The sequence below is a fragment of the Methanosarcina sp. DH2 genome (genome assembly GCF_020804225.1).
Classification (GTDB): domain Archaea; phylum Halobacteriota; class Methanosarcinia; order Methanosarcinales; family Methanosarcinaceae; genus Methanosarcina.
The window spans coordinates 110,069-128,822 of the sequence record NZ_WJBI01000001.1 but is presented as its reverse complement, the minus strand read 5'-3'; the positions used below and the strand labels follow the sequence as shown (position 1 = coordinate 128,822).

The following is an 18,754-nucleotide window of genomic DNA, read 5'->3' as shown; positions in this document are numbered from 1 at the left end:
GGAACCAGTAACTATGAAGCCTTCCAGACTATAAAGCCTTCCAGATTATAAAGCCTCCCAGAAAAGATTTTATTCATTTATATTTACAGAAAAGGAAGATTTCCCATATGTTTTATTGTGCAGCATGGCTTCATTAACTTTACACATCTCAGGAAAAAGATTCAGATTTTCTTAAAGCTTAATCATGCCTGCAAAAGTTCCGTAATTTAATACTTTTATAATGCAGGTTATCACTAATGGGAAAAAGGTGCTGTTGGTCGGATGAGTTTATAAAGGATAATTTGTGTATAGGAAATTGGGAAGGGAAGAAAAAAGGCATAGGATAAAAAAGTAAGGAAAGGTCAGGGTACTGAAATTCTGAAGAGTTGAAATTCTTAAAGGGCAAATGTTACCGCAGGAGTTTAAATGTTCACTTCAGAGATTTAAAAACTTCCAGTCGCCTGATCTTAAAAACGACTTCCTTTGCTTTAAGGTACTGGCTATGGATGAAAAGACAGCAGAAACAGAAGAAAAGCCATCTAAAAACGAAAAGAAGGCAAGTTTTGTATCAGATGTATTGACACTTGCAGGCGGAACAACTTTTGCTCAGATCCTTACGATTCTGGCAGCTCCTGTTCTGACTCGCCTTTACGGACCGGAGGATTTTGGAGTATGGGCTCTGTATATTTCTATCACCAGCATTCTAAGCGTGATTTCATGCCTGAGGTACGAATATTCTATAATGCTGCCTGAATCAGACGAGGAAGCGGTAAATCTTTTAGGTCTGAGCATCCTCGCGGTTCTGGCTGTAACCGGTTTGACCGTACCATTTGTCTGGTACTTCAAAGCCCCGATAGTTGATCTTCTAAATGCCCCGCAGATAGGAAACTATCTCTGGCTTGTGCCCCCGTTCGTATTTGTAAACGGAGTTTTTCTCGCACTCAACCACTGGAACTCAAGAACAAAACTCTTCAAGAGACTCTCCTTCTCAAGGGTTTCCAGTTCGGTTTCGACCACTGCAACCCAGATCACCCTCGGGCTTGCGGAACATCCCCCGACTGCGGCCGGCTTAATCGGCGGCAGCCTTGCAGGCCAGTCTGTAGCTACATTCGTACTTGGAGGACAGATCTGGAGGGATGACAGAAAGCTAATAACAAAGAGCATGAGCTGGAAAAAGATATATGAAGGCTCTGTACGGCACCGCAACCTTCCGTTTATAGACAGCTGGTCTGCCCTTATGAACTCAATTTCCTGGCAGCTACCGGCTTTTATCCTTTCAGCTTTTTTTGCTCCTGCGGTAGTCGGCTTTTATTCCCTTGGGTTCCGCCTGCTCCAGTTACCCATGAGCTTTATTGGAGGTTCAATCTCACAGGTATTTTACCAGAGGGCATCAAGGGCAGTATCCGAAGGTACCCTTAATATTCTTGTTGAAAATGTTTTCAGAATGCTCGTGCTCATAGGCATGTTTCCGATATTGATTCTCACAATTGTCGGAGGCGATGTTTTTACCGTGATTTTCGGAAGGGCCTGGACAGAAGCAGGAGTCTACGCCCAGATCCTGAGCCTCTGGGCGTTTATATGGTTTATTTCATCCCCTTTAAGCACGATATATCTTGTAGTAGAAGAACACCATTTTGGCTTTAACTACAATTTCTTCAATCTGACAACCCGTTTTCTATCCCTCACAATCGGAGGCCTGCTGGGAAGTGCTCGTATAGCCCTGATGCTTTTCTCAATATCAGGCATCGTGGTTTACGGGTACCTTTGCCTGAAAATGATGTACTACTCAGGGGTAACGAACTCAAAAGCCCTTAAAATAGTATTCTCAAACTTTGTCCTTTTTATCCCTGCAGGAGCAGTCATTACAGCTCTCAAAATCGCAGGCGTAAATCAGGCCCTTCTTGTTGTAATCTCCGGTTTAATTATCTGTATTTATTATCTTTATATACTGAAAACAGATAAACAGATAAAAGAAATTATATATGAATTCAAATCTCCGGGAAAAACGTAAAAAGCGTAAAAAAAGCGTAAAAAAGCGTGAAAAGAATAAGAAAGCATAAAAAGCGTAAGAATTCTTCAGCTGGCGTCTCAAAAACAGGAACCCTGGAAGAATCACACCTGCTCCAGAGCAGTAAGCAAACACTGGCTGATGAACATATCAACCCGGTTAATCTACAGATTTTCGGAGACGGCCCTTCAAACTCTTACAACTGGTTGAAAGACTTTTTCCAGGCAGGTAACGAAAAACAGAGCAGGAACTGGAGGGACGGGTAAAATAACCATTGTACCCGGTGAAGAAGGAATGGAATAGATACGGTAAAGAGCAGTAGCTTTGAAAAACTCAATGTTCGTAAGCAGGCTGAAATCATAAATCCAGTGAAAAATAAAACCGGCAGATCAGTCCTGCAAAAGAAGAATGAAGTCCCTTCAGTAAGCCTGATCCTACCCCTGATAAAACTGCAACCATCCTCACATATTTAGTAAATCAAAAAATAGCCTGCAAATAAAAAGAGATCTTAATATAAAAAATTCCATCAAAAGTCGAAGGCTGCTGCAGTTTCATACTATAAGCAGAACCTGTAACGATGGACTATAATCAATAGGATACATGGTAAGAACAGAGCACTATATACAATGCCTGATGAGAATTACTGATAGCCATACTATTCCTAATGATAACAAAATTCATATTCAGCAGAAAGCCATATAAACGACAACATAAAATATAAATAGACGTTCTTGAGAGATATCGTTATAAAAGCCAGTCTGTATTGAAACTCTTTACCACCAAAAACCGGAATATTGATGGGAAAGGCACATAAATGTGCTTATTTATCTGCGTGTATCTCCGTATTGTTAGCGTGTTATTTGCATATTATTTACGTGTAATTTGCGTATTGTTTGCATGTTATTTGAATACTATCGGCTTATTACCTGAAGTTATGCGATTCAAATACAAACCGTATCGAAAAAAATTCAGGATTTTGCTTTTTAAGGGGATTATTTTCGTGAAACTTTTTGTGAAACTCGCTTCCGCTTTCATCCAGAACCAGAGGAATCGACAAAAACTGAGACTCCTGTTTTAGCTTTCTGCAGTTATATATCTGCTTGCCGTCCCCGGAACTGCTGCCGCTAACGACTGGGAACTTATCCCTGAAAATCCGGTAGTTGGGGACACGATAGAGATAAGAGGGGCCAATTTTACGGGAGAGACAGCAGAGGTGCTGGTTTCTTTTGAAAAGGATGTTCAGGTGTTAGACGGCAAATACGAGTATCTGCTTGAGGACGTGAAAATCTCGCCAGGGTTCAGTAACCGTTTTAGCGTACAGGCAAAAGGAGCCGAGGACCTGAACGTGAGGGTAAAGATGATACTGTGGATAACCAGAACTGCAAAAGCAAAAACAGGGAGCGCCACAGTCTCCCAGTCAGGAGTCCCTCCAGGAAACTATCGGATAAGGATTGACGGGAAATCAAACGCCTCTAATGTCGAGCTCAGAATTACGGGGCTCCAGCAGGTCAAAGTAGACTCAGGGAATTTCAGTTATAAGTACGATACTAAATCGATACCTGCAGGCATTTTTGAAATAAAGGCAGGGAACGTTACAAAACAGGTTACCCTGCAGCCGGCAGAGAACCTGCTTTCAGATACGGCACCTTCATCGGAAGAAAAAGAGGACCGAAAAGAAGAATTTTCCCGGGACTGGAAAGCCTGGAAAGCCTGGAATATATGGATTGAAGGGATCTTAACCGGAGTGATATTACTCTTGATTTATTCAAGAATTAAAAAGCGTTAAAGTTATGAGATAAGGTTATGAGATGTGTTAGAAAGTAGAAGGAACTTTTAGAAGGTAAAAAGACTTTTTAGAAGACAAAAAAAGTATTTAGACCCTTAAAAATCCCGGAATCTCTTGCAAATCTCTTTAACGGCAAATAGGCATTTTAAATATATGAATGTTGAATAATACTAAAATAAGAAAAGATTAACAGCTAAAACCTGAAAAGGAGCAAAAAACTCGGGATCAGGCAGGAAAATAGTATTTAAGGGGTGCATTAGTTGAAGAAAAGAGCAGGAATAAATAATGAAGTTTATATTGGAACATTCAGGTTAGCCCTGACAGTTCTGACTCTTATTTTGTTACTTAGTTCAACATCAGCGGCATTTTCTGAAGAAGAGCCCTGGATTGCAGTTATAGAGAAAAACGAAAACAGTGTTTATTTTGCAGACCACAATGAGAGCCTGACTGAAGGCGGCTGGATTCTCCTCAGCGGAGGAAACGAAATTCGGCTCCCTCATCCTCTTAATTTCACATACAACGGGGCGGACAACCTGAAAAGTGAGGGAGCGACCCTTGAACTGAAATCAGGGGCAGATTCCGGAGACGATACTGAGATAGTTATTACATATCCGTGTTCCACACATCCCTTTTACACTGAAAAAGAGAAAGTGAGAGTTGATTTCAACGGTCCTGCAGCCTTCGAGCAGCAAAAAGTTAATGTGTATCTGGTCGAGGGACTTAATCTCAGTTTCCTTAAGGAGGCATTTACGGATGTCAGGCAAGAGAACACCAGGAGCCTTAAGGAGATCTTCGACAACAGCATTGATTCCACGACCCTTATAACCGCCGCAACTCTGGACGAAAACGGAGACCTTCCAGCCACCCTGACTCTTGACCCCCTTCCGGCTGGCAGTTACGGGGTACTCATAATGCTGGAAGGCAATGAGAATAAAAAATCCGAGTCGGAAAGGAAGGTTCTTTCAGCAACATGTTTTGAGGTTCTGGAATACGAACTCAAAGTAAAATCCCCGAACAACCTCAAAGAATGTGATGACCTTGAAGTCAGCCTGGACCTGAAGAAAGCTCCGGCTCAGGGGAGTTATACATACGGAGCCTTATTGATAAGGGAGGACGCCTACCGCGCAGAAATAAATTTCAGCTCCAACGGGACGAGAGCCGGGACCGAGATCTTCGTTAACGGAATCGATATCATCAATGAATTCGGCATTAACTCTACAAACTACGAGTCCAAGTTCAACAGAGATGAGCTCACAACCGAAATTCAAACCATGATCGGAGAAGGCAATGGCACACTAAGCATAGGAGATGAGAACCAGAGCACACTTTCTCTGACAACTTTCGACCTTCCTCCAGGAGACTACCTCCTCTTTGCAGGTGCCTATGAAAAAGGCAAAGGCCTTACAGGAATAGCCCAGACAGAGCTGACAATACGCGAAGTCGAAAAATCAAACGGGTCAGACAAAAAACAAAAAGGCAGCTCAGAATCTACCAGCGTTTCGATAAATGATAAAACATCTCCCACACTGGAAACCGAGCAGTCAATCCTTGATACCTCAAGTTCACTCGGACTCGAAGATCTCGAACCTCAGATGAGAGGAAACATTCTCGAGGCAGGTGTCATAAAAAATCCCCCTAAACTGGCTTCATTCTTCATAGGCTTTCTGGGGACGCTCATGATAGGAATTGTAATATTGAAGAGAAGGCACTAAAACGCACTAAAACGCACTAAAACACACACTGAAACGCACTAAAACACACTGAAATCGGAAAAACCTGAAAAACTGCAGAGGAAAACCCGGGACCTGAGAGAGCTGTGGAAGAAAATAAGGAGCCATCTAACCGGGTGTCTGCAGTTTTTAAATTTTAAAGTTTATTTTTTACATTTAATTTTAAAGTTTTAATTATTTTTAATTTTTAATTATTTTCCAGTATTAATTATTTTCCAGTATTATAAGACTGTAAGCTTCAGGGACTTGCCAGGAGAGTGCTTAACAGGTTTTAAAGGATTTCTCGCAAAACCCTAAAAAATATATCAAAAATATATCAAAAATATATCAAAAATATCCTAAGCACGTGCAGTTATTTCACAACCTCAATTTTTCAGGCGCACCCTCAGGAAGCCCTGGTTTTCACCTGGATTTTTACAGGGAGGCCTGTGCCCTGGAGGCTGAATAGTTTCGGAACAGAAAGAGAGATGAAAACAGAAAATACAGAAAGGCTTAAGCTATGCAAAATTGAAAAAAATCAAATTAGTGTGCCGGATATTTTTGATAATGGTATTCAGGAGATGACTTTTGCTTTAATAAGAGCCAACTCGCGTTCTATACTTGAAACTCTTTCGTCAAGGTGAGACTTGAAATTATCCCGGCTTAAGCGGATTTCGGATGTTATTTCCACCCTGGCATGATCGATTTTATTACCCAGCACATCAATCTTCCCGCCGAGAGAGTCCATTTTTCCACCAAGGAAATCGATTTTTCCACCCAGGGAATCCATTTTTCCACCGAGGACATCGATTTTCCCGCCAAGAGAATCCATCTTCCCACCGAGAACGTCAATCTTCCCGCCAAGAGAATCCACTTTCTGGCCAAGGTTTGAATTCATTTCCCGAATGTATCTTGCAGCAGCATCCATTCTTTCATAAGTTGCAGTGGTCAGATCCTCATCTCTGATAAGTTCAAATTCTGTATACTCACCTGTTGGCTTTTTGTAGGTCACTTCAATATTTTCTACACGGATGGGGTATTGAGTGATATTAATCTTTTTGATTAATTCGCTGATGGTGTCTTCATCACCCTCGCAAACAACCTGGACTGTCCCGTCATCAAGATTTTTAACATATCCATTAAGATTCAGATTAAAAGCAATCTCATCAATGAAATCTCTGAAACCTGCTTTTTGGACTCGACCATATACTTTGATCTCGGCACGTTTCTCCATATGAAACCTATTTTCTTAACAGGAGATAAACTTTGTTATCCCGGGTTTCGCTGCCCGAGTTTCGCTGCCCGAGTTTCACTTCGGGAGCACGAGGTCTGTTTCACTCGCTTCGCTCGCTCAAGCAGACTAACTTATAAAATTGCAGCTTTTATCTTCCAAAATGCGCCTCGCCCGAATTGCGTCTCGCCCGAATTGCGTCTCGCCCGAATTGCGCCTCGGGAGTACGCGGTCCTTTTCGCTGCGCTCAAGAGGACTAACTTATGGCGTAGAGATATGCTTTACTCAAGAGGACTGAGAAAGAAAAGAAGCAATTTAGCCTGGAGATAAACGGTCTTCAAAACTTGATTTTTATTTTATCCAGTTCCGGGCACCTCTGCAAATTCACCCGAAGCGGCCTGAATAAAAAATACGTGAAAAAAAAACCGGATCTTCTGAGGAAAGAGACTTCCCGCTTTAAAGTTAAAGTTAAAGTTAAAGTAAAACAGCCTCAAACGGAAAAGACCAAAACGGCAAAAAACATCCTATAGGCCAGAATCTCACAAATAGCTCATTTTACGACCAGCTTATTTTAAATGCATGATCAGCCCGGATATCGAATGCAGCAGAATTCCGGTAAAAATCATAAAGACACCTACAAGAGTGAGCAGGATCATCAGCATGGTAGGCCCGAATTCCAGGCTTTCGCCAATATAAAAGGCCCGTAAAAAACCGAGGCCCATGTATAACCCACATGTCCCAAGGATAAGGCCTGGCAGGGTAAAGTAGTACAGGGGCTTATTATACTCCATGTCCTTGAAGATTTTTAACAGGACCATCAGCCCGTGTTTTATGGGATTTTCGGTTGAGCAGTCGACGTCGTACCTTACCCCTATGGGCACCTCTTTTACCCTTAATCCGTACCTGCCTGCGTCAGCAAGCATTTCACTCTCTATTGCCATGCCCTGAGCATTGAAGCGGAAGATACTCGTTGCAGAAGCCGAAAAGGCACGGAACCCGCTCTGTGAGTCTGTAATTTTGACCCCTGAGTTCATGACTGTGGCTTTGTCCAGGATAGTCTGGCCTATGCGCCGGTACGCAGGAGTATCCGTGACGTGACCATTCAGGTAACGGCTCCCGTTAACCATGTCAGCTTCGCCTCTTAAGATGGGGGCAACGAGCCGGGGGATATCCGAAGGGTTGTGCTGCCCGTCAGAGTCCATGGTAACTATAATATCTGCGCCCTCGGCAGCCGCAAATCCTGTCTTGAAAGCCATGCCCTTTCCTTTGTTAGGAGAGTGCACTATTACCTCAGCACCTGCGCGTGCAGCAACCTCAGCAGTCCTGTCAGAACTGCCGTCATCGATAACGATAACCCTGTCAACATACTGTTTCGAGAGCAGGACAATGCTTCCTATGGACACCTCTTCATTATAAGCGGGAAGAATCACGGTTATATTTTGAGAAGTAATTTGCCTTTCTTTTAAAATTTCATGCGGCATCGGGGATTGAAAACCATTTTCAGCCGTCAGTTTTGCACCCGTTTTAATCCACCCCTTGCTGGAAGAATAAACCTCTAATTTGAATTATATTTTGAGTCTTATGATAAAACGCAACACCATTATCCAGATTTGAAAAAGCCCTTACAAATTGACACTGCAGGACCAATTCTTAAAAAGGAAGCAGTTTCCAGATATAAAAACTCATCTAAATGAACCGGTGCGAATAAAAATAATATATAATTGCGAGAAACAGGTTGGAAAAAGTAAGGCTGAGACGTGATAAATACAAATCAAATAACTTAAATAACTGCAGTGTGTAATTCACTAAAAATTAATTAGTTGAGAGAATATTTTTCAATAAGGAAATGTAAAAAGATGAGGATTGCAATTATTCAGATCCAGAGGCTAAAGAAAAGATAAATTAGCCCTATATTAACAAGTTAAACTTTTTTTAAGGTAGTGATCCCAAAATAGTAACTGATGTGGGTTAAAATGTCGGTTAAGATGTCTTTTGATACACCCGGTTCGAATCACAGATCAAACTCCAGACTACATGCCGTAGATATTTGCAGAGGGCTTGCGTTATTATTTATGATTGAAGCCCATATCTCTCAACCTCTGGGCTGGATATCTAACTGGTCATTCATTCTGGCAGGTCCGTTTTTCTTGATTATTTCTGGCTTCAGTTATGATCTGTTTTTGTCATCCAGGTTAAAAAATTCGTCTAAAAAGTACATCTTTCCGGAATCATTCTTCAGAGGATTCCTCATTTATATAATCCCATTAATACCCTACATAATTGTAGGCCTCTTTTTCAGTTCTCTTTTTTCTTCCGTAACAGGGCATACTTATAAGATAGATCTTTTCCACTGGGGAATATTCCAGGTTATTGGAGCCGGATATATTCTGGGGCTGCTTGTGCCCAACAATTTCAAATCAAAAATTCTCGCCACAATTTCGGCATTTATCATAACTTACATAATCAGCAATTATTTTCACGAATCTCTTAATTTTTTAATAACCGGTATTTTTCCTCTGTTCCCCTGGATAGGATACTTTTTGTACGGACGCGTAGCCTATGAATTGTATCAAAACAAACAATTGAAAAATGATAAGGCTCTGTTGATTTTTTCAGCCATCTTTCTAATTGCAAGTTCATTGATATACGCTACATTCAACACAGATTTGCCATCAGTTGCAAGAGGCCAGTTCCCAGTATTTTTGTTTTTATGCAGCCTTCACTATTTTATATTCTCCGTACTTGTTATATACATAGACCATAAAAAACTTCATTTTAGTTTCTTAGACAAATTAGAGAACATAGGTAAGATCTGTTTTACAGCTTATTATATTCATTTTTTGAGCCTATTTTTCATACAAAAACCAGTTTCAATGTTCCTTAATAATGTGCCGTCTGCGATATCAAATTTAGTTATTCTTTCAGTAATAACTGTAATTCTAATACAAACCGAAAAAATCTGGAAGAATTACAATTATAAATTCGGATTTGAATGGCTTCTAAGGAAAGGAACTGAAGGACTCTTAAAATTGTACAGGGTTCTGGTTATGAAAAACATCGGCTGGACTGCAGAAGGAGAGCATCAAAAAGGTGAGCACCAAAACATTGACCGCCGGGTATGATGGATTGTAGACGGCTGTGAGAGTGATCAGAGTTTGCATTCAGGTGAAAACCAGTAAGATTGGAAAACCAGTAAGATTGCAGCTTCCCTTTTAAAAACAGTATGAATATCCCATTAAAAACCAGGCTCTTTCTTAACTTACTCTAAAGTGTAAACCCGGCCATGTTTTATGTCTTCGAGAGACTCTTTTATAGCTTCTTTCTCCACTAAGCTAAGAGGCTCTGGATCCACGGTAGAACTGCAAGAAGCTGATTTTCTTCCTGCAGGGGTCCTGCGTCTATAACTTACCATGTAAAAGGATATAAAAAAGAAATTAAAAAATGATTGCAGAAAATCCAGCTTAACCAGTTAAATTGATGATACTGGCATTTAAATTAGGGAAGAAGCTGAAAAGCGAAGATCTGGAAAGGTTTAAGTTATACAATGTTAAAAAAGTAATTTATTATTGCTCCAAGAAAAAGGGTAAAAAGTGCGACTCCAACATCCCGCGTCGTGATGATACGATTCATCTTAAGCATTTCATTGTTCCTTTTTTCTTCATATTCCGAAAGACTTTCCATACTGTCATTGACTTGTTTTCTAATGCTCTGCAAATTTTTAACAATCTCAGTGTATTCTACCAGGGAATTCTGGTCTAAGGAAGCTATATCCTTACTTGCCCTCAACTGAGATATTTTTTCTTCATAATTTATGATTTCTTTTCTCAGTCCGGAATAATAGTTAGGTATAACAGTGTTGATTGTTTCATGCGAGTAGGGAGCAAGGCTTTCCTGGATCTCTTCCCTTACGTTTAAACTCAGCCAATCAAGAGTATCGTAACAGGCCCGGTAAACATGACCTATTGCTTTATCCAGATTCTGGGATACGTATTCGTCATCAGTTTTTATGTTGCTGCCCGGGTTGTCCGGATTAAGTTTTTTCCTCAGGGCTCTATTGATATGGTCATAGGCATTTCTCAGCTCATTTAAAATTTGTGGAGACGTATACCCTTCCGGATCTATTACTTCGTTATAGAGGAGCAATTCTTTGACAAAGAAATAGACATCAAGCATTTCTTGAATCTGTTCAGCTTCCCCGGAGTCAAATGAAATGGAAGACATAGCAATCAAAAAGTTTGTTTCAAAAAGTTTGTTTCAAAAAAAGTTTCAAAGAAAAATACGAAATATCAGGGCAATTTTGTACCGTAGACCTTTTTCTTCCTTGCTTCATATCTGGAAGCCGTATAGTACCTGTCACTGGAAATTCTTACGCTACCCCTGCTGAAGGGTAAAAATTTACTTACTTTTTCTTCATTTATACTATTCGGCCCAAATTCGGAGTCTACGATATCCATATCTTTTAATAAGGACCCCATCGCTGGTATTTTGATTTTCATACACTTATCCTGCCAGTTAAAAAAGTTCTATACTGGAGTTGCCTGAATCATACTATTTATTGCGTATCATATATTTGTTTTGGCACCCGAGTTTCGCTTCGGGATCACAGGAAATCGAAGATTTTCTGGGAGTTGCACTGCAAGTGCAACAGCACGAGGTCCTTTTCGCTACGCTCAAGAGGACTAACTTATAAAACCACAGCTTTTACCTTCCAAATTGCGACTCGCCCGAATTACGCCTCGCCCGAATTGCGTATAGGGAGTACGCGGCTCTTTTCGCTTCGCTCAAGAGGAGTAATTTAGGGGTTTTAACAGTGAACTTTGCTCAAGTGGACTAACTTATGGCTTAGAATCATTTTACTCGGGAGGACTATAATAAAGAGAAGGAGAAGTCTAATTTGTAGAAATACAGATTTTTAAAACTTGATTTTTATTTTTTGCTGCCCGAGTTCCAGAAAACCATTTCTGAAGTCTCGAAGGTTTTGTGAAAAAAATTCTCGATTAACGTGAATAAGCAGCATCGTGATGTGAAAAACTGATAAGGGTTACGGAATTTTCGCTCTCGTCTACGTTGAAGATAAGGACAAAGCTTTTAAGAACATGCACTCTGCGCAGACCACAAAGATCGTTTCTTAAAGGTTTATAGTGAGTGGGATTTTCACGGATCTCCTGTATTTTTTTGGTCAAAGAGTGTTTCAGTTGCGCATTATTCTTACATGCTTTGTTAATCTCTTTTTTACAGGATGGAACTATGAAAAGGGCGTATGACATTCCGATCACTCAAAGATATCAGAGATGTCTTTAACCTCCATAGAGGTTTCTTTTTTCGAATTATCTAATTTTTGCGCAAAATCCTTTTTTAAAGATATTTCATCTACAGGGTGCCAGTCAATTTTATCGCAGAAATCAGCGTCTTCGTCAGATAGTTCTCCAGACCTTAAATAATTCTCAAATATTTCCCTTTTCCGGATGGAGTGCCTTGCAACCTCAGACCATTTCACCCAGGAAAAATGCTCCATCCTCCTGTAAAGGTCATCTGTAAGAGGTATTGTAATCGTTGCCATCATAAATCACCTCTTTTTTCAAGGGCTTCAAACTTTTCAAGGTTTTTAATTTTGTCCTCAATCCCTTTCCTGGCTACCTCTGCCCAGTTAATATCAGCCATTGAATCAAGCTCTTTTTTCAGGTCATCGGGAACAGAAATCGTGAATCTTTTCATAATTTTCCTCTTTTACATATATGTGTGCAATTGCATATATTTAAAACATACCCACGGCGTGCTTAATAACCGAGAATTACAACTCAATTTTACTTTTCGTCAGTCTCAGGCACCTCTGCAAACTCCCCCGAAGCAACCTTAATAAAAAATACGTGAAAAAAGAAGAGCCCTGGGTTTGCATTACAGCTTCCACGCAGCAATTTTTTGGAAAGGTCGGCCGCCTCCATCTGCCGGTGAGAGCTCCGACACCTGGAAATCAAAGAAAAAAAGCTTGAAGACCACAATAATTAACTATTTTCTGACAGAGTTAAGCCAGCAAAGTTCGCATCTCAATTTTTTGCAGTCAATGAAGGAGCAGACCAGGAAAATTGTGAAGCTTGCACAAATTATAAACAGAGGTAGCATAAAGTCATAAGTGATCAACTGTATGCAGCCCGCTATGCCACAATCAGATCTTGAACAGCTTGAACAGAAGCTAAGGGAATTTTTCTCCAGAGTTGAAGGCGTTAAGGTAGCCTATCTTTTCGGATCAACTGTCAGGGGAGAAGCCAACTGCCTGAGCGACATAGATATCGCTGTGCTTTTTGATGATACGCTTTTACAAAAGAAAGCTTTTGACCTTGAGCTGGAATTAATAGGCGAACTTACAGTTCTTCTTGAAACGAACAACGTAGACCTTGTCATACTCAACAATTCTCCTCTCCTTCTGACGTATAATGTTATACGTGACGGGATCATTTTAAAGTCCGATGAACCTTCAAGGGTAAAGTTTGAGACAAAAATTATGTCCAGATATCTGGACGAGCGGTATCACATCGAAAGGCATGCAAAAGAGAACCTGAAAAGGATAGCAAAGAGCGGGTTTCAATGATAAAAGAGATCAACTTCAAGCTCGAGCAGCTTGGGGAGTATGTCAGTGCCCTCAGAGAATATCAACAGTATGATATTGAGGAGATAAGGAACAACCGTACTTTGAGGGGAGCGGTTGAAAGGTATATGGAAATCTCCCTTGCCTGCATGATTGATATCTGCGAGATGATCATTTCCGTTGAGAAACTGAGGCGTCCGGACACCTATAGAGAAGTTATCCTGGTACTTGGCCAGCACGATATCCTCCCGGAGAAGTTTGCCAAGAAGCTGGCACCTGCTGCCGGTTTTAGAAATGTGCTCGTTCATATGTATGCAGATATTGATCTGGAAAAGCTTTATTCCCACCTCCAAAATGACATTGACGATCTGGAACTTTTTGCTGAATACATTGCAAAGTACCTGATTTCCAAATACGACTAATTATGGTAGTGTCAGCCGAGTTGCGCCACCCGAATTGCGCTTCGGGAGCACGCGGTCCGTTTCGCTGCGCTCAAGAGGACTACAATTTTAAAAACTTGATTTGTATATTTCCCCAGTCCCGGCCCCCTTCCCAAACTCCCCCGGCGCAACCTTACCAGAATTTCAGCAAACCACCCTCTCCGACCTCTCAAAACCCCCACCGGAAAACTCCCAGGCCCTCGTCAGATAAATTAGAGGACACAGGCAAGATCTGTTTTACAGCTTATTACATTCATTTTTTGAGCCGTTTTAATATATTCTGTTTAGAAAAATATTGGCTGGACGGCAGAAAGTGAGCACCGAAAAGGTGAGCATCAAAAAGATGAGCATTAAAATACTGACCGCCGGGTATGATGGAATTGTAGACGGCTGTGAGAGTGATCAGAAGTTTGCATTTCAGGCAAATCGATATGGACTAAGTAAGTTTTATAAACCTGCGCTTCCCTCAAGCGGATTATTATGGATTAAAATCGTGATTTGGTCACAGGACTTTTCCTAAAGTTAAAGGGGAGAAAATAGAAACCCAGATGGAACCCAGCCAGAAATCACGACAAAAATCACGACAAAAATTGTAAAGAGCTTTCCTGCATTTCAGAGTCCTCCTGAGCCTTTATAAGGCACTCAAGGGTGCAATAGAAGGCTTTATCTTCCACAGCTTTTAAAACAAAGAATTCATGGTTGCAAATTGGGCAAATTTTTTTTATATATTTCATGAATAACCACCTTAGAATAAATTGTTTAAACTGACAACGTGCCCAAAATATTTAAAATGAATTCGAAAGGTTTAAAAGCAAAAATCGCACTAAAATTAAAAATTTTTGGTCAGACTGCCTTTATTAAAAACCTAAATTTGATATTTATTCAGTTCCGGCACCCACCACAAATTTCTCCGGCGCAGCCGGACAAGAATCTCAACAAACTCCCTCCTCCAAATCCTCAAAGCTAGACAAATTAGAGACTATAGACAAGATCTGTTTTACAGCTTACTACATTCATTTTTTGAGCCTATTTTTCATACAAAAACCAGTTTCAATGTTCCTCAATAATGTGCCGCCTGCAATGTCAAATTTAATTATTCTCTCAATAATAACTATAATTCTGATACTAATCGAAAAAATCTGGAAGAATTATAATTATAATTATAATTCGGATTTGAATGGCTTCTAAGGAAAGGGTGAAGGACTCTTAAAATTGTACAGCTCCTGGTTATGAAAAATATTGGCTGGACGGCAGAAGGCGAGAATCAAAATGTTGATCGTTGGATCTGAGGGGAACAGGATGGAATCTCTGGATCAAACCTTTGCAAGGCTTTTCCTTATGCTACGAAAATGAGAGACTTATGAGCCTGAAAAGCTGAACTCAGATTTTTAAAAGCATTGAACTTAATTTCGACTTTTGCTCGGTAACTACCTGCAGGAGGTTAATTTGCATAAACGCGGATTCCTGCTTCAGTTATTTTAGATGCGTGCTCAGCCCGGATATAGAATGCAGCATGATCCCGGTGAAACCCATGAAAGTTCCGACAAGAGTGAGCAGGATCATCAATATGGTCGGTCCGAATTCCAGGCCCCCGCCAAGATAAAAAGTGCGCAAAAAACCAAAGCCCATGTATAACCCGCCTGCTCCGAGGATGAGGCCTGGCAGGGTAAAGTAGTACAGAGGCTTATTAAATTCCATATCCTTAAAAACTGTTAACAAAACAACCAGACCATGCCTTATCGGGTTTTCGGTTGAGCAATCTACATCGTACCTTACCTGGATCTCCACTTCTTTTACTCTTAACCCGGCCCTTCCTGCGTCTGCAAGCATTTCACTTTCTATTGCCATTCCCTGCGCGCTGAAGCGGAAGATATCTTTTGTGGAGGCTACAAAAGCACGGAACCCGCTCTGTGAGTCTGTAATTTTGACTCCTGAGTTCATGACCGTAACTCTGTCAAGGATAGTCTGGCCTATGCGCCGGTATGCAGGTGTGTCCGTGGCGTGACCATTCAGGTAACGGCTCCCGTTAACCATGTCAGCTTCGCCTCTGAGGATAGGGGCAACGAGCCTGGGGATATCCGAAGGGTTGTGTTGCCCGTCCGAATCCATGGTAACTATAATATCTGCGCCCTCGGCAGCCGCAAAYCCKGTCTTGAAAGCCATGCCCTTTCCTTTGTTMGGAGAGTGCACTATTACCTCAGCACCTGCGCGTGCAGCAACYTCAGCAGTCCTGTCAGAACTGCCGTCATCSAYAACGATAACCCTGTCAACATACTGTTTCGAGAGCAGGACAATGCTTCCTATGGATACCTCTTCATTATAAGCGGGAAGAATCACGGTTATATTTTGAGAAGTAATCTGCCTTTCTTTGAAAATTTCATGCGGCGCCAAGGATTGAAAACCATTCTCAGCCACCAGTTCTACATCCGTTTTAATCCGCTCCTTGCTGGAAGAATAAACCTCATTTGATTATATTTTGAGTCTTATAATGAAAACAACACCATCAGCCGGTTATAAATAATCCTCACAAATTGATACTTCATGACTAATTATCTAAAGGGAAGAGATGTTTAAATATAAATACTCATCTAAAAGAATTGGTGCGAGTAAAAATAGGTATATGATTGAAAGAAAGAAGCGCATTATGGTAATTATGATAATTATGGCACTTACTGGATAAAAACGTAAATAACCTGAAAGTCTCTTTTAGACAAAATTATCTGACTGACAGACTGCTAGAAAAAAGAGATAGCTCAATTATTAAAGGGAAATGCTCAAAAATGCCAGAAATGTACCAAGTAAGCCTAAAAATATTGATTTTCTAAACTATTGAACGTATAGATGGCTTCCTTAATGGTTCTATGTTATCCACTTTAAAATATAATTTGTCATTACGAACCTATTCCAAATCCAAGTTTATTTTTACATCAACGAGAATTTCGAAACTATTATCATTGTCAGAAGCTCAATTGATAATTCTAAGTTCTAGATTCAGACAAGAGATTTTAAGTTTTGGGATCAGCTCAAATGTAAATCAAGTTACTTAAGACCTGACAGAATTGTAGACATCTGTGAGGATAATCAGGATTTTGCATTCAAGTAGATAGATATGGACCAGGTATATTGCAGAAGTCTGCGCTTTGCTCAAGCGGACTAAATCATGGATTGAAATTGCGATTTGATCACAGAACTTTGCCGAAAATTTAAGGAGAGAAAATAGGAGCCCAATTGCAATCCAGCAGAAAATCACGGCAAAAACGATAAAGAGCTTTCCTGTATTCCTAAATTTTCCTGAGCCTTTCCCAGGCACTTAAGAGTGCAGTAGAAGGCTTTTTCTTCCACACTTTTCAAAACTAAGAATTCACTGTTGCAAATTGGGCAAACTTTTTTTATGTATTTCATGAATAAACCACCTAAGAGTAAGTTGTTTAAACTGAAAAAGTGCTTAAAATATTTAAAATGAATTTGATAAATTTAAAAACAAAAACCACACTAAAAACAAAAAAAATTGATCTAAATTGTCACTTTTTTCAAAACCTGCAATATATATTTATCCAGACCCGTCCCCCCAGACTCCTCCGTCGCAACCGGACAAGAATCTCAGCAAATCGCCCTCTCAGAATCCTCGAAACCCAGCCCGAAAACTTTTTGATTTTTGAGCTGGAACTTTCCTAGTTGATATTTATTATTTAAAAGTACTGCTTTAAATTAGAGAATACTTCTTAATTATATGTTAAAAATAAAGGCCCGAATAAATAATACTTATTTCTAAAGATACATGTCTATTGAATGATTTAAAAACTCACCAAATGAATTAAATAACTTAGTGGGTATCTTACTAAAAAATTAATATTTCTAGGAAATTTCCCTGACAAGGACGCGGTAAAATATGAAGATTGCAATAATTCTCGGCACAAGGCCTGAAATAATTAAAATGAGCCCAATAATCAGAGAATATGAAATTTTGAATCTGATGTTTTTAAAATAAAACAGGAAGTTACTATCTATGATTAAAGTAGGAGTTATAGGCACTGGAGCCATGGGCCAAAACCACGTCAGGATCTACAGAGAAATGGAAGGCGTGGAACTTGCCGGAATCTCAGATGTAGACCAGCAGCGAGTCGAAGCCATGGCTGTCCAGTTCAATACAAAAGGCTTTACGGATTATAACGAAATGTTTGCAGAAGACCTCGATGCTGTCAGTGTCGTAGTTCCTACAAAACTGCACAAGCAAGTAGTCCTCGACGCTCTCGAAGCAGGCCTGAACGTCCTTGTGGAAAAACCAATCGCAGATACCCTTGAAAACGCAGACCTCATGATTGAAGCCGCAAAGAAAACCGGCAAGATCCTGATGGTCGGCCACATAGAACGCTTCAACCCAGCAGTCATAAAACTCAAGGAACTCATAGACTCCGAAATCCTCGGCAAAGTAGTCTCAATCTCCACCCGAAGGGTCGGCCCCTACAACCCGAGAATACGCGATGTAGGAGTAATTCTGGACATCGGCGTCCATGACATCGACATCATCTCATACCTCTACGGCAGGAGAGTTAACCACGTCTACGCCGTGGCAGGTGCAGACATCCATTCTTTTGAAGACCACGCCTCGATTATCCTCCGCATGGATCACGAATTTGCGGGAGTTGTAGAAACAAACTGGTTAACCCCCCACAAAGTTCGAAAGCTAACAGCCATTGGCATAAAGGGAGTTGCTTACTTAGACTACATTGACCAGACCGTAGAAACCCACAACAACGGCTGGATCCAAAAAGCCAAAATAGAAGAGAGTGAACCACTCAAAAATGAACTGGAACACTTTATAGACTGCGTTGCTACAGGAAAAGCCCCGAAAACCTGTGGAGAAGATGGCAAACACGCCCTGGAAGTTGCCATGGCAGCAATCCGTTCTTATGAAGAAGAAAGACTGATTGAGGTTTAAACAGAAAAATAAGTAGGAAAGGATTTTCTTGTATAAGGGATGAGAGAGGAGATAAGAATACTTATACAATTTCATGATA

The 18,754-nt window shown here is 40.5% G+C and carries 17 protein-coding genes; 8 read left to right on the top strand and 9 right to left on the bottom strand.

Annotation, left to right across the window (positions count from 1 at the left end; translation table 11 throughout):
* Positions 1-481 precede the first annotated feature (481 nt).
* The 4 genes from FXV91_RS00590 (at position 482) to FXV91_RS00575 (ending at position 5,485) form a co-directional block, all read left to right on the top strand.
* Positions 482-1,990, top strand: a complete 1,509-nt coding sequence (locus FXV91_RS00590) for a lipopolysaccharide biosynthesis protein (RefSeq protein WP_229387318.1) — start codon at positions 482-484, stop codon at positions 1,988-1,990.
* Positions 1,991-2,016: 26 nt separating this feature from the next.
* Entirely contained in the window at positions 2,017-2,253 is a 237-nt protein-coding gene (locus FXV91_RS00585; RefSeq protein ID WP_229387316.1) for a hypothetical protein, read from the top strand.
* A 947-nt stretch (positions 2,254-3,200) separates the two neighbouring features.
* Positions 3,201-3,773, top strand: a complete 573-nt coding sequence (locus FXV91_RS00580) for a hypothetical protein (protein WP_229387314.1) — start codon at positions 3,201-3,203, stop codon at positions 3,771-3,773.
* Between the two features lie 260 nt (positions 3,774-4,033).
* Positions 4,034-5,485: a TIGR04279 domain-containing protein gene (locus tag FXV91_RS00575; protein WP_229387312.1), complete on the top strand. Its 1,452-nt coding sequence runs from the start codon at positions 4,034-4,036 to the stop codon at positions 5,483-5,485.
* A gap of 571 nt (positions 5,486-6,056) precedes the next feature.
* Here the strand turns inward: FXV91_RS00575 and FXV91_RS00570 are convergent.
* Together FXV91_RS00570 and FXV91_RS00565 are read right to left on the bottom strand one after the other, a co-directional pair.
* Positions 6,057-6,716 (bottom strand): acylphosphatase, encoded by a 660-nt coding sequence (locus tag FXV91_RS00570; protein WP_229387310.1) that lies wholly within the window; start codon positions 6,714-6,716, stop codon positions 6,057-6,059.
* A 563-nt stretch (positions 6,717-7,279) separates the two neighbouring features.
* A complete protein-coding gene (locus tag FXV91_RS00565; RefSeq protein ID WP_229387308.1) occupies positions 7,280-8,194 on the bottom strand; it encodes a glycosyltransferase family 2 protein in 915 nt (304 codons plus the stop codon).
* 504 nt (positions 8,195-8,698) lie between these two features.
* Between FXV91_RS00565 and FXV91_RS00560 the strand changes: the two genes are divergently transcribed.
* Positions 8,699-9,835 (top strand): acyltransferase family protein, encoded by a 1,137-nt coding sequence (locus FXV91_RS00560; RefSeq protein WP_229387306.1) that lies wholly within the window; start codon positions 8,699-8,701, stop codon positions 9,833-9,835.
* A gap of 415 nt (positions 9,836-10,250) precedes the next feature.
* On the opposite strand, the gene FXV91_RS00555 is transcribed toward FXV91_RS00560, so the two are convergent.
* From FXV91_RS00555 to FXV91_RS00535, 5 genes are all read right to left on the bottom strand, one after another.
* Entirely contained in the window at positions 10,251-10,934 is a 684-nt protein-coding gene (locus FXV91_RS00555; protein ID WP_229387304.1) for a hypothetical protein, read from the bottom strand.
* A 65-nt stretch (positions 10,935-10,999) separates the two neighbouring features.
* Complete coding sequence (locus FXV91_RS00550) at positions 11,000-11,209, bottom strand: hypothetical protein (protein WP_229387302.1); 210 nt, start codon at positions 11,207-11,209, stop codon at positions 11,000-11,002.
* Between the two features lie 501 nt (positions 11,210-11,710).
* Entirely contained in the window at positions 11,711-11,980 is a 270-nt protein-coding gene (locus tag FXV91_RS00545) for a type II toxin-antitoxin system RelE/ParE family toxin (RefSeq protein ID WP_229387300.1), read from the bottom strand.
* A gap of 5 nt (positions 11,981-11,985) precedes the next feature.
* A complete protein-coding gene (locus FXV91_RS00540) occupies positions 11,986-12,276 on the bottom strand; it encodes a hypothetical protein (RefSeq protein ID WP_229387299.1) in 291 nt (96 codons plus the stop codon).
* Positions 12,273-12,428 (bottom strand): hypothetical protein, encoded by a 156-nt coding sequence (locus tag FXV91_RS00535; RefSeq protein WP_229387297.1) that lies wholly within the window; start codon positions 12,426-12,428, stop codon positions 12,273-12,275. Before FXV91_RS00535 ends, FXV91_RS00540 begins: the two co-directional genes overlap by 4 nt.
* A 439-nt stretch (positions 12,429-12,867) precedes the next feature.
* Between FXV91_RS00535 and FXV91_RS00530 the strand changes: the two genes are divergently transcribed.
* Together FXV91_RS00530 and FXV91_RS00525 are read left to right on the top strand one after the other, a co-directional pair.
* Positions 12,868-13,299, top strand: coding sequence for a nucleotidyltransferase domain-containing protein (locus tag FXV91_RS00530; RefSeq protein ID WP_229387295.1), 432 nt, complete (start codon positions 12,868-12,870; stop codon positions 13,297-13,299).
* The gene (locus tag FXV91_RS00525; protein WP_229387293.1) at positions 13,296-13,718 is read left to right on the top strand and encodes a DUF86 domain-containing protein; all 423 of its coding nucleotides are present in this window, start codon (positions 13,296-13,298) and stop codon (positions 13,716-13,718) included. Before FXV91_RS00530 ends, FXV91_RS00525 begins: the two co-directional genes overlap by 4 nt.
* Before the next feature lie 1,491 nt (positions 13,719-15,209).
* Here FXV91_RS00525 and FXV91_RS00520 read toward each other — a convergent pair.
* Both FXV91_RS00520 and FXV91_RS00515 read right to left on the bottom strand, forming a co-directional pair.
* Positions 15,210-16,073: a glycosyltransferase family 2 protein gene (locus FXV91_RS00520; RefSeq protein ID WP_229387291.1), complete on the bottom strand. Its 864-nt coding sequence runs from the start codon at positions 16,071-16,073 to the stop codon at positions 15,210-15,212.
* 909 nt (positions 16,074-16,982) lie between these two features.
* The gene (locus FXV91_RS00515; protein ID WP_229387289.1) at positions 16,983-17,138 is read right to left on the bottom strand and encodes a hypothetical protein; all 156 of its coding nucleotides are present in this window, start codon (positions 17,136-17,138) and stop codon (positions 16,983-16,985) included.
* A gap of 604 nt (positions 17,139-17,742) precedes the next feature.
* On the opposite strand from FXV91_RS00515, the gene FXV91_RS00510 reads away from it, so the two are divergent.
* The gene (locus FXV91_RS00510; RefSeq protein WP_229387287.1) at positions 17,743-18,675 is read left to right on the top strand and encodes a UDP-N-acetylglucosamine 3-dehydrogenase; all 933 of its coding nucleotides are present in this window, start codon (positions 17,743-17,745) and stop codon (positions 18,673-18,675) included.
* The last annotated feature ends 79 nt before the right edge of the window (positions 18,676-18,754 follow it).